Origin of the sequence: Rhizobium leguminosarum bv. viciae, assembly GCF_012276115.1 — a bacterium.
Classification (GTDB): domain Bacteria; phylum Pseudomonadota; class Alphaproteobacteria; order Rhizobiales; family Rhizobiaceae; genus Rhizobium; species Rhizobium leguminosarum_T.
Genome location: NZ_WIEU01000012.1, coordinates 24,315 through 38,227, shown reverse-complemented (window position 1 = coordinate 38,227; position 13,913 = coordinate 24,315). Strand labels below are relative to the sequence as shown.

The following is a 13,913-nucleotide window of genomic DNA, read 5'->3' as shown; positions in this document are numbered from 1 at the left end:
CTAAGGCGTAAAAAAACGGCACGGCGCGCAAACGCTTCGCGAAGTGTATCATTCCTCAATATACTACCCGATATCGAGCAGCAATGCGCGATGGTCGGAGACTTCGGGCGCCTCGACCACCTCGAATTTGGCAACCTTCATCCCCGGCGTCACCAGCATGTAGTCGGCAAAGCGGCCCTGCTTCAGATAGTAGGAGGTTCGCGTGTCTACAAGGCCGCTTCCGGTGACGAGGTCGGAAAGTCCGAGCCTGGCGAGAATCGCAAAGGTCGCGCTATCGGGCAGCACGTTGAAATCACCGCAGACGACGAGCCCTTCGTCGCCGGGCCAGACGCCCTCGATGAGCCTGACCAGCGCTGCAGCCTGTTCGTCGCGCGCCGCCGTGTCGCCCTTGCCTGCGGGATCGCGCAGGCCATGCATGTGGGCGATGGTCACGGTAGAAGCGCGCTCATGGCAGAAGAGACGGATGCAATGGGCGTTTCGCGGCCGAGGATGCTCGCCCCAGCCATCAGCGGAAAAACGGCCATGCACGAAGCCCAGCCCTTGGGCGATGACGGAATGCGTTTTGCGCACGAAGGTCGCCAGCCCGAATTCGGCGACAATGGCGCGATCGCCATCGAAGAGTTCGCCTCTCGATGTCGGGCAGAAGAAGCCGTCGTGGCCGGGCAGGGCGGTGCTGATCTCGGTAAAGAGATTGAAGCGCTGCGGCAGCTCGACATCGCCGTCCCGATAGACCGACCAGCCTGAGTGGGTGCCGGGTGCGCGCAAAACCTCCTGCAGGCACAGCACGTCGGGATCGGCCGCCGTCACATATTCTATCAGCGCCTCATGAAGCCTGCCGCCCCATGCGTTCAGCGAGATGATGCGCAATGTCATTCGGCTCCGTTTTGGTGGCCGGACTGAGACGGCAGTTCCCACGGCGACGCGACGGACTTTAGAGCTCCGACTTGATGTCGCCCATCCTGTTCCAGGCATCGAGGCCGGCGATCTTGTAGGCTTCGGCGAGCGTCGGATAGTTGAAGGTGTTCTCGACGAAATATTCGACGGTCCCTTTGAGATTGAGCACCGCCTGGCCGATATGCACCAGCTCGGTGGCGCCTTCGCCGACGATATGCACGCCGAGCAGGCGGCGGGTCTTCAGCGAGAAGATCAGCTTCAAAAGCCCGGTGTCGAGGCCCATGATGTGACCGCGCGACGTCTCGCGGAAGCGGGCGATGCCGCATTCATAGGGAATGCCGCGCTCCTTCATCTCTTCTTCGGTCAGGCCGCAGGTCGAGATCTCCGGCACGGCATAGATGCCGTAGGGGAAATATTTCGGCGGCTCCTTGGCGACTGCGCCGACCGCGACGCGGGCAGCGATGCGGCCCTGTTCCATCGAGGTCGAGGCAAGGCTCGGAAAGCCGACGACGTCGCCGGCGGCGTAGACGTTGGCAACCGATGTCTGGAACGTTTCCGGATTGACCTTGAGACGGCCGCGGCTGTCGGCTTCGAGGCCGATGGCCGGAAGGTTCAGCGCGTCAGTCGCCCCCATGCGGCCGGCCGCGAAAAGCACCATGTCGGTCGTCAGGCGCCGGCCACTATCGAGCGTCAGCCCGACCTTGCCGTCTTCCAGCGTCTCCACCTTGTCGGCCTTTTGGCCGAGCAGCAGCTTCATGTTGCGGTCGCGCAGCTGGTAGGTGAAATCCTCGATGATTTCCTTGTCGATGAAGTCGAGCATTGTCGCCTTCGGGTCGATGACGGTGACGGCGGTGTCGAGCGCGCTGAAGATCGTCGCATATTCGATGCCGATGACGCCGGCGCCGATGACGACCATCGATCGCGGCAGGTCCTGGATGTCCAGCAGTTCGTCGCTGTCGAGAACGGTCTTGCCGTCGAAGGGTATGTAATCGGGGCGGAACGGCTTTGTGCCGACGGCAAGCAGCACGCTGGCGGCGGTGACCTGCGTGGTCTCGCCGTCATCCTTGATCACCTGCAGCGTCGACGCATCGATGAAGCTCGCCTTGCCGCGAATATGCTGCACGCGGTTGCGGGCGAACTGGTGTTCCAGCACCTCGACCTCGTGGTTGAGCGTAATCAGCAGGCGGCGGCGCAGGTCATCTGCACTGATCTCTTCCTTGACGCGGTAAGACCGGCCGTAGAAGCCGCGTTCGCGCCAGCCGGAAAGATTAAGCGCAGTCTCGCGCAGCGTTTTGGAAGGGATGGTGCCGGTATGCACGGACACGCCGCCAACGCGTTTGCCTTGCTCGATGACAAGCACTTTCTTGCCGAGTTTTGCCGCCTGGATCGCGCCGCGGCGCCCTGCGGGACCGCTGCCCACAACAACGAGATCGTACTGAAGCATCATCAAGCCCCGGATTGGAAAAGAATCATATTGCGACGCAAAATGTCGCCCGTCCATCGTTAGCCGGTCAATGTTACAGATTGTTTTACGACCGCCGATTCCGCCGGAACTGTGCCTTTCAGATCAGCTTCAGCCCCTTCAGGCTGACATGGCCATCCCTGCCGATGATGACGTGGTCGTGGACGATGATTTCGAGCGCCTTGGCCGCATCGATGATCACCTTCGTCATGTCGATGTCGGCGCGGCGGCATTTCATGCGCGGGTGATGTAGTCCGCGGAAATATCGCCCACCTTGGTGACGCCGAGCAATGCCATATTGCTATGCAGTTCCGTCTGCAGGATATCGGCCGCCTTGAGCACGCCCGGCAGGCCCGCGACGGCTGCGGCATAAAGGAACGGCCTGCCCACGAACACGAAACAGGCCCCGAGTGCGAGGGCCTTCATGATGTCCGTTCCACGCCTGAAACCGCCATCGACCATGACGGCAACGCTGTCTCCAACACGGGATGCAATTTCCGGAAGGACCTGAAGGGGAGATGCGGTGTCGTCGAGCTGGCGGCCGCCATGGTTGGAGACGATCACTCCATCCGCCCCGGTGTCGACAGCTCGGGCCGCGTCGTCAGGATGCATGATTCCCTTGACCACGAGTTTGCCGGACCACCTGTTGCGTATCCGCTCCAGATGGTTCCAGTTGAGATGGTCGCGCCTGCCGAAATCGCGCGTGACGTTCGAGGAGATGATCGGCGCGCCTCTTGTGGCATATGAATTTTCAAAATGCGGAATGCCGTGCCGGACGATCGTGCGCAGGAATGTGCCGGTGGTCCAGCGCGGGTGCGAGATGCCCTGCCATGCCAGGCGGAGACCGGGACGCAGAGGCGTCGAGAATCCGGCCCTTACATTGTTTTCACGGTTTGGCAGCGTGGCTGTGTCCACGGTCAGCAGAAGCGTGCGCAAGCCGGCCGCGCCGACGCGATCGATGAGAGCGTCGATCCGGTCGGGTTCGCCGGGGAGATAGGCCTGAAACCATGCTTGCGGCGAAACCGCAGCGATCTCTTCCAAAGGGATAAGCGATGAACCGCTTATGATCATCGGGATTCCCGATTGATCCGCTCCTTGCGCAAGCACGATGTCACCTCGATAGGCCATCAACGCGCTGATACCCATCGGTGCGATGCCGAATGGCGCGGCATGGGTCTTGCCGAACAGGCTCGTCTCGGTGCTGCGTTTCGAGACGTCCCGAAGGACACGAGGCCGGAAGGCATAGGCCTGGAAAGCCTCTGTGTTATGCCGTAGCGACGCATTGGTCTCGGTTGCGCCTGCGATATAACCGAACAGGGGCTTTGGCAGATGTCGCCGCGCCTTTATTTCAAAGTCATCGAGGCAGAGCACGTCGCGGCAGAGCCGGGTCGATCGATCGGTGTTGCCGCTGCGGATCGTCATGGAGCTTCATCTTCTCGGTATTTCGGGCGGGCATTGTCCAGGCTGTGGTGGTGCAGAACTGCATACAATCGCGCACCACCGACTGCTGTCAACTCCAGCATTCCCCAGTCTTCTCGCCTCAGTCTTCTCGCGGGATGGACCAGGGCATGGTCGCCCCGCCGGGGCTTTGCATCTCGTCGGCGATCAGCCGCCGTGTTTGTTCAGATCAACTTCAGCCCCTTCAGGCTGACATGCCCATCCTTGCCGATGATGATATGGTCGTGGACGGTGATATCGAGCGCCTTGGCCGCATCGATGATCACCTTCGTCATGTCGATGTCGGCGTGCGATGGCGTCGGATCGCCAGAGGGGTGGTTGTGGACGAGGATCATCGCCGTTGCCGAAAGCTCGAGCGCGCGTTTGACCACCTCGCGCGGATAGACCGGCGTATGGTCGACCGTACCGCGGCCCTGCACCTCGTCGGCGATCAGCACATTGCGCTTGTCGAGGAAAAGGATGCGGAACTGCTCGCGGGTCTCGTGCGCCATGGCGGCATGGCAATACTGGATGACCGAGGACCACGAGGACAGGACCTGTTTGCTCCTGAGTTCGCTCTTCAACGTCCGGTGAGCGACAGTCGAGATCAGCTTCAGGTCGAGCGCCACGGTCTCGCCGACGCCCTTGACCTCCATTAGCAGCGCCTGAGGCGCACCGAAGACGCCGGAGAGTGAGCCGAACCGTTCGATCAGCGCCTTGGCGATCGGTTTGGTGTCGCGCCGCGGGATCAGCCGGAAAAGCAGCAGTTCGAGGATTTCGTAGTCGGCCAGCGCGGTGTCGCCGAGCTCCCGAAAGCGGTCACGCAACCGCTCGCGATGGCCGTGATAATGCTCTTGGCCGGCGAGCGAGGCGGGCAGGGCGGTCCTGGCATTCGGCGCGGACGGCTTTTGCGGCCGTCCGCCAAAGAACGAGCGTTCGTCGGCGGCAAGGGACTCTTGCGTTGGGAAAGGCAGCTCGTCGTCGGAAGATGTCGAAACGGGGCCTTTCGCCATCGGACCGTCACCCGTTGTGTGACGGCAGGCCGGGGCGGTCGAGCCCACCCGGCGACAACGTGAAGATCTCGCAGCCATCGGAGGTGACGCCGACGGTATGTTCGTACTGCGCCGACAGTGAGCGGTCGCGGGTGACTGCCGTCCAGCCGTCGGCCAGCACCTTCACATGCGGGCGGCCGAGGTTGATCATCGGCTCGATGGTGAAGATCATGCCTTCGCGCAGCTCCGGCCCCTCATTGGCGCGGCCGTAATGCAGGATATTCGGCGAATCGTGGAACAGCCGGCCGACACCATGGCCGCAGAAATCGCGCACCACCGAACAGCGCTCGGCTTCGGCATAGGTCTGGATCGCCTCGCCGATCGCGCCGGTGCGAACGCCGGGCCTGACGGCGGCAATGCCGCGCATCAGCGATTCATAGGTCACCTCGAGCAGCCGCTCGGCAGCACGCTTGACGACGCCGACCGGATACATCCGGCTGGAATCGCCGTGCCAGCCGTCGAGCACGAAGGTGACGTCGATATTGACGATATCGCCGTCACGCAGCGGCTTGTCGTTTGGAATGCCATGGCAGACGACATGGTTGATCGAGGTGCAGGTCGATTTGGTATAGCCGCGATAGTTCAGCGTCGCCGGGTAGGCGCCGTGATCCATGCCGAAATCGAAGACGAACCTGTCGATCTCATCGGTCAGCAGGCCGGGCTTGACGATGTCGGCAAGCGCATCGAGGCAGCGCGCGGTCAGCTGGCATGCCTTGCGCATGCCCTCGAATGCTTGCGCGTCATAAAGCCGGATGGCGCCCGTATTCTTCGGGGGCGCAGTAGAGGCTTCGATATAGTTCACCATTGCAGGGCCTTAGCGGAGATTGTTAGATTTGTTCATAATGCAGCTATGCCGGGTTCGTCCATCACGATCAACCGCCAGGACGAGATTTCTGAGCGGATCCGATCCGTCCAACGTGCAGCCTGCCACATCCGTTCGGCGGACAATCAACGGTCCGGCTCGAATATCCACAATCTTCCCAAAGGGATAGGATTGATTGCATGAAGCCTCCCCGCTACTCACCGATTGGTGACAGCGGGGAAGGGTCGATCATGCTGAATGAAGCCGTAAATCTTGAAAATTCACCCGGGACCGGCGAGGGGCCGGAACGGCGCGTGCGTGATCGCGGTGCCACCGAGCGCGCCATCCTTGCCGCCGCCAAGGGGCTGCTCGCCGAGGAAGGCTTCCAGAATTTCGGCATCAATGCGGTCGCCCGCCGCGCCGGTTGCGACAAGCAGCTGATCTATCGTTACTATGGCGGCCTCGACGGTTTGGTGGAGGCGATCGGCGCCGATCTCGGCACGTGGGTGAAGGATCGCATTCCGGAAGACGCCGGCGGCATGTTCCTGCTCACCTTTGGCGACCTGATGGAGCGGCTGTCCCTTCTGCTCCTTGACGCCTTGAGAAACGATCCGCTGATGCGCCGCATCCTCGCCTGGGAGATATCGGAAAACACCGAGCAGGTGAGGCGGTTGTCCGAGGCACGTTCGAAGGCGCTGGCTCTTTGGCTCGAGCGCATGCGCGGCTCGTTGGCGCCGCCGAAGGGGGTGGATGCGGCAGCCGTCAACGCCGTCGTCATCGCCGCGGTCCAGCACCTTGTGCTCGCCGCCGCAGCCGGCGGGCAGTGCGCCGGCCTGTCGCTGAAAACGCCCAAGGACTGGGAGAAGGCGGCAACGGCGCTGAAGCGCATCGTGCGCGGCGTCTACGGCTGATACCTGCCTCATCCACAGGGGGCGGGGCCTGCGTTAACCTTAACAAATGGTTTACGTTGCGTGGGGGTGGTTAACCCGACAGTGTGGCGCTGAGCAGAGATGGTATGAGTAGAAGCCCCGAGTGACGCCCATGGGAACCAAGATCGCTAAAGTCGCGTTTCTGGTGACGGCGATGATGTTTTTCGCAGTCCTGGCGCTGGATATCGCAATTCCCGCGCTGGTGCTTTGCATCATGGCATTGTCGACTCGGTTGGCCTCCCTCGATCTGCCCGTGGCGCGCAAGCATGGAGGAGAGGCCGCATGAAGTGGTTTCTGATCTTCTGGGCCGGCCCCATCGTCTTTCTGGGCGGATGGTACTGGCTCTCCTATTACGACATGAGTTTCGGCATCTTCATGCTGAGCCGGCAGGTCCATGACCTGACCTTCGAGCTTTACGGCAAAGCTCTCGGCATTCCGCCGGAGACCATCCCGCCGCTCGTTGCCCGCGCGATCGCAGTCGACAGCCTCGTCGTCTTCGCCATCCTGGCCTTCCGGAAGCGGACGTCGATCATCGCCTGGTGGAAGGCGCGTCAGGCGCTGAATTCGTCTCCATCGGACCTTGCCAGCAAGGAAAGCCTGTCAAGCGCGCCCTGAAGGATAAAGCTCGCCGCGGCCGAATCGATCCGTTCGGCCCGCTTGGCGCGCGAGACGTCCATTTCGAGCAACGTCCGTTCGGCGGCAACCGTCGAAAGCCGCTCATCCCAATAGACGAAGGGCAGCGCCGTCTTCTGCTCCATGTTGCGCACGAAGGCGCGCGTCGCTTGCACGCGCGGACCCGCTGATCCGTCCATATTCATCGGCAGGCCGATGATGAAGCCTGCGACCTTTTCAGATTGTGCGAAGTCGAGCAGCGCCTGGGCATCGATGGTGAACTTGACGCGGCGGATCACGGTGCGCGGCGTGGCGAAGCGCCGGCCGAGATCGGACATCGATAGCCCGATCGTCTTGGTGCCGAGATCGAGGCCGGCAATCGCCTGTCGCGGGGCGAGCGTCTCGGCCATTTCCTCGATCGTCAGCACCGTCATCGCCGCTTCATCCCGTCAAAACAAATTGAAGTCGCCGCCGCTTTTCTTTGCGGCCACGTAAGATATGTCCTTAGCGCATGATGCCGAAAAGTGTGAGCGGTTTTCGGGCGACATCATGCTCCAATTCTTTGATTGAGATACGGATTCAGATTTTGAGCCGATCCGGCTCAAATCATCCGGATCTCCCATCGAAACCGCCTTTGCATCACGTAATAAAGGAGACATCTCATGAAGATCACCTGGCTTGGCCATTCCGCCTTCCGCATCGAAACATCAAAGGCGAAGATCCTCCTCGATCCATTCCTCAGCTATAACGCCTCCTTTTCCGGCCAGGATATCAAGGATGTGTCGGCCGGCATCACCCATATCTTGTTGACGCATGGCCATGGCGACCATGTCGGCGATACCGTGGCACTCGCCAAGGAAACCGGCGCCGTCGTTCTCGCCAATGCCGATCTCGCCGCCTGGCTCGGCTCCAAGGGCGTCGACAAGATCGAGATGGGCAATACCGGCGGCACGATCGCCCTCGGCAGCTTCTCGGCGACCTTCACCAATGCGCTGCACTCCTCCGCCCAGATCACCGAGGACGGCGTCTCGCATGCGCTCGGCAACGCCAATGGCCTGATGCTGCATTTCGACGACGAAGCCTCGATCCTTGCCATGGGCGATACAGACATCTTCTCCGACATGGCGCTGATCAACGAATTGCACCAGCCTGATATCGGCTTCGTGCCGGTCGGCGACCGCTTCACCATGGGCGGCGCGGTGGCAGCCCTTGCCTGCCGGCGCTATTTCAACTTCAAGACCGCGATCCCCTGCCACTACGGCACCTTTCCGATCATCGACCAGACGGCCGAAAAATTCGTTGCCGGCATGGACGGATCGAAGACGGATGTGAAGGCGATCAGGCCTTCCGAGAGCCTGTCGATCTGACGAAACCCCGTTGCGTCAGGCGGACATGGCCTTTATAGCGAGTAGGAAAAATCCTATCCGGAGAATGCCATGTCCGTCGATCTTGCCACCGTGAAGCGCGTTGCCCGCCTTGCCCGTATTGCCGTCTCCGAGGACGAGGCAAATCGCATGGTCGGCGAGCTGAACGGCATCCTTGGCTTCGTCGAGCAACTCTCCGAAGTGAATGTCGACGGCGTCGAGGCGATGACGTCGGTGACCCCGATGGCGATGAAGAAGCGGACCGATGAGGTGACCGACGGCAGCAAGGCAGCCGATATCGTCGCCAATGCGCCCGTCACCGACCACAATTTTTTCCTGGTGCCGAAAGTCGTCGAATAAGGCTTCGAAGCCTCTTTCCGACCCTGTTGCCATTTCCAGATCTGAAGCGAAAACACGATGAGCGAACTCACCAGCCTGACCATTGCCGAAGCCCGCCAGAAGCTGCGCGCCAAGGAAATCACCGCGATCGAACTGACCGAAGCCTATATCTCGGCGATCGATGCGGCCAACGGTCGGCTTAACGCCTATATCAAGATCACGCCGGATCTCGCCCGCGTCATGGCGAAGAACTCCGACGAGCGCATCGCCGCCGGCAAGGCGGGCGAACTCGAAGGCATTCCGCTTGGTATCAAGGATCTCTTCGCCACCGTCGGTGTTCACACCCAGGCCTGCAGCCACATTCTCGATGGTTTCGAGCCGCGTTACGAATCGACCGTGACGCAGAACCTCTGGGACGACGGCGCTGTCATGCTCGGCAAGCTGAACATGGACGAGTTCGCCATGGGCTCGTCCAACGAGACCTCGCATTATGGCCCGGTGATCAATCCCTGGCGTGCCGCAGGTTCCAACCAGCAGCTCGTGCCGGGCGGCTCGTCGGGCGGTTCGGCCGCAGCCGTCGCCGCGCATCTTTGCGCCGGCGCGACCGCGACCGATACCGGCGGCTCGATCCGCCAGCCGGCCGCCTTCACCGGCACCGTCGGCATCAAGCCGACCTATGGCCGCTGCTCGCGCTGGGGCACTGTCGCCTTCGCCTCTTCGCTCGACCAGGCGGGCCCGATCGCCCGCGACGTACGCGATGCCGCGATCCTTTTGAAGTCGATGGCAAGCGTCGACGCAAAGGACACGACATCGGTCGATCTGCCGGTGCCGGATTACGAAGCAGCTCTCGGCCAATCGCTGAAAGGCATGAAGATCGGCATTCCGAACGAATACCGTGTCGATGGCATGCCTGATGAGATCGAGACCCTCTGGCGCCAGGGCATCGCCTGGCTGAAGGAAGCGGGTGCCGAAATCGTCGACATCTCGCTGCCGCACACCAAATACGCCCTTCCGGCCTATTATATCGTCGCTCCGGCCGAGGCATCTTCGAACCTCGCGCGCTACGACGGCGTGCGCTACGGCCTGCGCGTCGACGGCAAGGATATCGTCGACATGTACGAGAAGACGCGTGCCGCGGGCTTCGGCAAGGAAGTCAAGCGCCGCATCATGATCGGCACCTATGTGCTGTCGGCCGGTTATTACGATGCCTATTACATCCGCGCCCAGAAGGTGCGCACGCTGATCAAGCGCGATTTCGAACTCGCCTTCGACGCCGGTGTCGATGCTATCCTGACGCCGGCAACGCCGTCGTCGGCTTTTGGCGTTGCCGATGAGAACCTCGCCGCCGATCCGGTGAAGATGTATCTGAATGACATCTTCACGGTGACGGTCAACATGGCTGGCCTGCCCGGCATCGCCGTGCCGGCCGGCCTTGACCATAAGGGACTGCCGCTCGGCCTGCAGCTGATCGGCAAGCCCTTCGACGAGGAAACCCTCTTCAAGACCGCCCATGTCATCGAGCAGGCAGCCGGCCGGTTTACGCCGGCCAAGTGGTGGTAACGGATCTAACGATCCGAAAGATCGCAGCTGCCGACCACGAAACGGTCGGCGCCGTCGACTTCGCAGCGTGGTTGACTGATTGATAGCCGGAACCAGGAGAAGGTTTTATGGCCAGCAATGATCTTGCGCAATTGATCGAGGCCGTTGATCGCCTTGCTGCCGGCGGATTCACCATGGGCGCGGACTGGCAGGCGGTCCACGACATCTGCCAGCGCCACGAAGGCGAACAGCCGTTCGACTGGGGCCACGCTCTTTGCCATCGCATCGAGGGCGATGACTGGAACGCCGATTACTGGTATCGCCGCGCCGGCAAGGCGCGCGGCACAGGCACGATGGCCGACGAGTGGTCGGTGATGCGGACGGAACTCTCTGCAAAGGCTTGAGGCGATACCCCCGATCGCGCTCGTTTGAGACGCGATCGGGAGTGCCGCTATTACCTGTTGTTCAGCTGCGACCTGACCAACCTCAGCCCTCTTTCGGTGATCCGGTAGGGGTGGCCGCCTGAGGACTTGATTGCCCTCAGTCGCTTCAGCCTGCGGAAGAGATCGAGATCGACGCCGGGATAGAGCCAGCCGTCGCGGGTGAAGCAACTGACCGCCTCGATCTTCCTGTCGTCGTCGCGGGTAATTTCAATGCGGCCGCCCTGGGCCATGAGATGCAGGATGCGCTGCTCCGTGCGAGAAATGTCCATGTGTTGAGATCCGGTATCGCGCCCGGCAGGGCGCACAAAAACGATCTGGCGCTCATTCGAACGTCAGGGTTTCGTTTTTTTCGGGCCCATGCGCGCAAGCGAACTTGCGGGCAGGGCCTTTACCGGGTCTCAGGCAGGCTCAACATAAAACACCTCGATAAGACCTATTATTCAGCCCGGAAAATTCGGTCAAGAGCGCGTTGTCGCTCAAAACCAGTCGAAAACCGCGGTTTCGGTCGATCGTCCCATTGGAGCTACTGGTAAAATCCGCGACTCAATGGTCTAGTTGACGCGTTACGCGGAGGTGTCGTTGATCCACATTCGCAATGCCCGCGACGGTGAAGCGGAGCTATTGAGCGAGATCGGGCTGAGGGCCTGGCAAAAGGCGATGGCGTCGATCGGCGAATCGGACGCGATGACCGACGCGGCGCGCAACGCCTTCCGGAACTTCGTGGAAAACGACTGGCTGACCATCACCGTCGTCGAGCAGAACGGCCAGGTCGCAGGCTGGGCGGCGCGCGAGGGATTGGACGAAACCATCTCGGATTTCTGGATCGATCCCGCATTCACCCGCCAGGGCCTCGGTTCGGCCCTTCTCGTCCGTATCGAAAAGGAGATCGCCGATCAGGGCTTCGAGAAGGCGGCGATGCAGACCCATTCCGGCAACAGCGAGGCGATCGGCTTCTTCCGGAAGCACGGCTACAGTATCCATTGGCTCTCGGTTGCCTACAATCCGAAGCTTGATCGCGACGTCCCCTCCGTCGGGCTGACGAAACAGCTGGTCTCCGACGGCCAAGGTGGGTATGGGCAGGAATTCTGACGCTTCAAAAATCCCGAGGAAGCAGAAGGCTCCATTGCGGCACGAAGGCCAGCACAGCAATCAGTGCGCCATGCAGGATCAGGATCGCCGCCAGGATTGACCGGAACGGCTCCTTTCTCGTCTTGTGCCGCAGCAGCTGCTGTGCCGCCACCGCGCCAAGGCTGCCGCCGATCAGCGCAAGCAAGAGAAGCGTGCGCTCGCTGATGCGCCGCCTGCCGTAGCGCGCCGCCTGTTTGTCGAAGAAATAGATCCAGAATACCAAAAGGTTCAGCGCCAGAAATAGCAAGGCCCATTTGATAATATCGATCATCGTCATAGGGGAACCCTACCGCGGCTGCGTTAATGGACGGCAAAACCGCGATGCACGCCATGGCGAAAGCCTTGCACCGGCACGCCATTTCCTTTACCTCACCAGTGGAAAAGAACAGCCTGCAAAGAGCATCAGATGACCCTTGTCGACGTCCGCACGCCTGATCCGAAACGCTTCATCCCCGGCGCCACCGGCGACTGGGAGGTCATCGTCGGCATGGAAGTCCATGCCCAGGTGCTGTCCAATTCGAAGCTGTTCTCCGGCGCTTCGACGGAGTTCGGCAAGCCGCAGAATTCGAATGTCTCGATGGTCGACGCCGCCATGCCCGGCATGCTGCCCGTCATCAACGAGGAATGCGTCAGGCAGGCCGTTCGCACCGGCCTCGGCCTGAAAGCCCAGATCAACAAGCGCTCCCTGTTTGATCGCAAGAACTATTTCTATCCCGACCTACCGCAGGGCTATCAGATCTCGCAGTTCAAGGATCCGATCGTCGGCGAGGGCAAGATCGTCATTTCACTCGGGCCGGACCGCCAGGGCCAGTTCGAGGATATCGAGATCGGCATCGAGCGCCTGCATCTGGAACAGGATGCCGGCAAGTCGATGCATGACCAGCACGCGACCATGTCCTATGTCGATCTCAACCGTTCCGGCGTCGCGCTGATGGAGATCGTCTCCAAGCCCGACATGCGCTCGTCCGACGAGGCCAAGGCCTATATGACCAAGTTGCGCTCGATCGTGCGTTATCTCGGCACCTGCGACGGCAACATGGACGAAGGTTCGATGCGCGCCGACGTCAACGTCTCCGTCCGCCGTCCGGGCGAGGATTTTGGCACGCGTTGCGAGATCAAGAACGTCAACTCCATCCGTTTCATCGGCCAGGCGATCGAATATGAAGCCCGTCGCCAGATCGGCATTCTGGAGGACGGTGGCAAGATCGATCAGGAGACCCGCCTCTTCGACCCGAGCAAGGGCGAGACGCGTTCGATGCGCTCCAAGGAGGATGCGCACGACTATCGTTATTTCCCCGATCCTGATCTGCTGCCGCTCGAATTCGACGATGCCTTCATCAAGGCGCTCGAAGCCGATCTGCCGGAACTGCCTGACGACAAAAAGGAGCGCTTCGTGCGCGAGCTCGGGCTGTCGATCTACGACGCCTCGGTGCTCGTTTCCGAAAAGGCGATCGCCGATTATTTCGAAGCGGTTGCCGCAGGCCGTGACGGGAAGACGGCCGCCAACTGGGTGATCAACGATCTGCTCGGCGCGCTGAACCGCACCGGCAAGGACATCGAGCAGACGCCGGTTTCGCCGGCCCAGCTCGGCGCCATCATCGATCTCATCAAGGCCGAAATCATCTCCGGCAAAATCGCCAAGGATCTCTTCGAGATCGTGCTCAACGAGGGCGGCGATCCCGCCGAGATCGTCGAAGCGCGCGGCATGAAGCAGGTGACCGATACCGGCGCGATCGAAAAGGCCGTCGACGAGATCATCGCCGCCAATCCCGATCAGGTCGAAAAGGTCAAGGCGAAGCCGACCATGGCGGCATGGTTCGTCGGTCAGGTAATGAAGGCGACCGGCGGCAAGGCCAACCCGCAGGCCGTCCAGGCCCTCGTCAAGGCGAAGCTCGGCATCGAGGAGTAAGCG

Annotated in this window: 18 protein-coding genes and 1 pseudogene; 9 read left to right on the top strand and 10 right to left on the bottom strand. The window is 61.4% G+C overall.

Translation table 11 applies throughout. From position 1 onward, the window contains the following. Positions 1–63: 63 nt before the first annotated feature. The 6 genes and pseudogenes from GFM02_RS20680 to map all read right to left on the bottom strand — a co-directional run bounded on the left by GFM02_RS20680 (position 64) and on the right by map (position 5,650). Entirely contained in the window at positions 64–873 is an 810-nt protein-coding gene (locus GFM02_RS20680) for an endonuclease/exonuclease/phosphatase family protein (protein ID WP_205930403.1), read from the bottom strand. A 58-nt stretch (positions 874–931) separates the two neighbouring features. Beyond that, positions 932–2,338, bottom strand: a complete 1,407-nt coding sequence (gene sthA, locus GFM02_RS20675) for a Si-specific NAD(P)(+) transhydrogenase (protein WP_168270827.1) — start codon at positions 2,336–2,338, stop codon at positions 932–934. Positions 2,339–2,456: 118 nt separating this feature from the next. Further along, a pseudogene (locus GFM02_RS20670) lies at positions 2,457–2,582 on the bottom strand (JAB domain-containing protein); the annotation flags it as partial. Positions 2,583–2,590: 8 nt separating this feature from the next. After that, positions 2,591–3,778 carry an alpha-hydroxy acid oxidase gene (locus GFM02_RS20665; RefSeq protein WP_168322614.1) on the bottom strand — a complete coding sequence of 396 codons (1,188 nt, stop codon included), beginning with the start codon at positions 3,776–3,778 and terminating at the stop codon, positions 2,591–2,593. A 200-nt stretch (positions 3,779–3,978) separates the two neighbouring features. Then, a complete protein-coding gene (gene radC / locus GFM02_RS20660; RefSeq protein WP_168322613.1) occupies positions 3,979–4,806 on the bottom strand; it encodes a RadC family protein in 828 nt (275 codons plus the stop codon). Between the two features lie 7 nt (positions 4,807–4,813). Further along, complete coding sequence (gene map / locus GFM02_RS20655) at positions 4,814–5,650, bottom strand: type I methionyl aminopeptidase (protein ID WP_168302880.1); 837 nt, start codon at positions 5,648–5,650, stop codon at positions 4,814–4,816. Positions 5,651–5,898: 248 nt separating this feature from the next. Here map and GFM02_RS20650 point away from each other — a divergent pair, with 248 nt between their 5' ends. The 3 genes from GFM02_RS20650 (at position 5,899) to GFM02_RS20640 (ending at position 7,191) form a co-directional block, all read left to right on the top strand. Beyond that, a complete protein-coding gene (locus tag GFM02_RS20650) occupies positions 5,899–6,558 on the top strand; it encodes a TetR/AcrR family transcriptional regulator (protein WP_168322612.1) in 660 nt (219 codons plus the stop codon). A 130-nt stretch (positions 6,559–6,688) separates the two neighbouring features. Further along, a complete protein-coding gene (locus GFM02_RS20645; RefSeq protein ID WP_168322611.1) occupies positions 6,689–6,862 on the top strand; it encodes a hypothetical protein in 174 nt (57 codons plus the stop codon). Beyond that, positions 6,859–7,191, top strand: coding sequence for a DUF6105 family protein (locus GFM02_RS20640; RefSeq protein WP_168322610.1), 333 nt, complete (start codon positions 6,859–6,861; stop codon positions 7,189–7,191). The genes GFM02_RS20645 and GFM02_RS20640 overlap by 4 nt, the downstream gene beginning before the upstream one ends. On the opposite strand, the gene ruvX is transcribed toward GFM02_RS20640, so the two are convergent. Together ruvX and GFM02_RS20630 are read right to left on the bottom strand one after the other, a co-directional pair. Next, positions 7,128–7,622 (bottom strand): Holliday junction resolvase RuvX, encoded by a 495-nt coding sequence (ruvX, locus tag GFM02_RS20635; RefSeq protein WP_164576811.1) that lies wholly within the window; start codon positions 7,620–7,622, stop codon positions 7,128–7,130. The two genes, GFM02_RS20640 and ruvX, sit on opposite strands and share 64 nt — an antisense overlap. A 15-nt stretch (positions 7,623–7,637) precedes the next feature. Continuing rightward, the gene (locus GFM02_RS20630) at positions 7,638–7,874 is read right to left on the bottom strand and encodes a hypothetical protein (protein ID WP_168322609.1); all 237 of its coding nucleotides are present in this window, start codon (positions 7,872–7,874) and stop codon (positions 7,638–7,640) included. Between GFM02_RS20630 and GFM02_RS20625 the strand changes: the two genes are divergently transcribed. The 4 genes from GFM02_RS20625 (at position 7,851) to GFM02_RS20610 (ending at position 10,834) form a co-directional block, all read left to right on the top strand. After that, complete coding sequence (locus tag GFM02_RS20625) at positions 7,851–8,555, top strand: metal-dependent hydrolase (RefSeq protein WP_011651680.1); 705 nt, start codon at positions 7,851–7,853, stop codon at positions 8,553–8,555. The genes GFM02_RS20630 and GFM02_RS20625 overlap by 24 nt on opposite strands. A 69-nt stretch (positions 8,556–8,624) precedes the next feature. Further along, positions 8,625–8,912 carry an Asp-tRNA(Asn)/Glu-tRNA(Gln) amidotransferase subunit GatC gene (gene gatC, locus GFM02_RS20620; protein WP_003558942.1) on the top strand — a complete coding sequence of 96 codons (288 nt, stop codon included), beginning with the start codon at positions 8,625–8,627 and terminating at the stop codon, positions 8,910–8,912. 57 nt (positions 8,913–8,969) lie between these two features. Beyond that, the gene (gene gatA / locus GFM02_RS20615; protein WP_029873113.1) at positions 8,970–10,451 is read left to right on the top strand and encodes an Asp-tRNA(Asn)/Glu-tRNA(Gln) amidotransferase subunit GatA; all 1,482 of its coding nucleotides are present in this window, start codon (positions 8,970–8,972) and stop codon (positions 10,449–10,451) included. 107 nt (positions 10,452–10,558) lie between these two features. Further along, positions 10,559–10,834, top strand: coding sequence for a hypothetical protein (locus GFM02_RS20610; RefSeq protein WP_168322608.1), 276 nt, complete (start codon positions 10,559–10,561; stop codon positions 10,832–10,834). Positions 10,835–10,884: 50 nt separating this feature from the next. Here the strand turns inward: GFM02_RS20610 and GFM02_RS20605 are convergent, their stop codons facing one another. Beyond that, positions 10,885–11,142, bottom strand: a complete 258-nt coding sequence (locus tag GFM02_RS20605; RefSeq protein WP_003558947.1) for a YjhX family toxin — start codon at positions 11,140–11,142, stop codon at positions 10,885–10,887. 310 nt (positions 11,143–11,452) lie between these two features. Between GFM02_RS20605 and GFM02_RS20600 the strand changes: the two genes are divergently transcribed. Next, on the top strand, positions 11,453–11,962 hold the full coding sequence (locus GFM02_RS20600) for a GNAT family N-acetyltransferase (protein ID WP_168322607.1): 510 nt from the start codon (positions 11,453–11,455) through the stop codon (positions 11,960–11,962). A gap of 4 nt (positions 11,963–11,966) precedes the next feature. Here GFM02_RS20600 and GFM02_RS20595 read toward each other — a convergent pair whose 3' ends face one another. Next, positions 11,967–12,278, bottom strand: coding sequence for a DUF1294 domain-containing protein (locus GFM02_RS20595; RefSeq protein ID WP_168322606.1), 312 nt, complete (start codon positions 12,276–12,278; stop codon positions 11,967–11,969). Between the two features lie 129 nt (positions 12,279–12,407). On the opposite strand from GFM02_RS20595, the gene gatB reads away from it, so the two are divergent. Further along, positions 12,408–13,910, top strand: coding sequence for an Asp-tRNA(Asn)/Glu-tRNA(Gln) amidotransferase subunit GatB (gatB, locus tag GFM02_RS20590; RefSeq protein WP_168322605.1), 1,503 nt, complete (start codon positions 12,408–12,410; stop codon positions 13,908–13,910). The last annotated feature ends 3 nt before the right edge of the window (positions 13,911–13,913 follow it).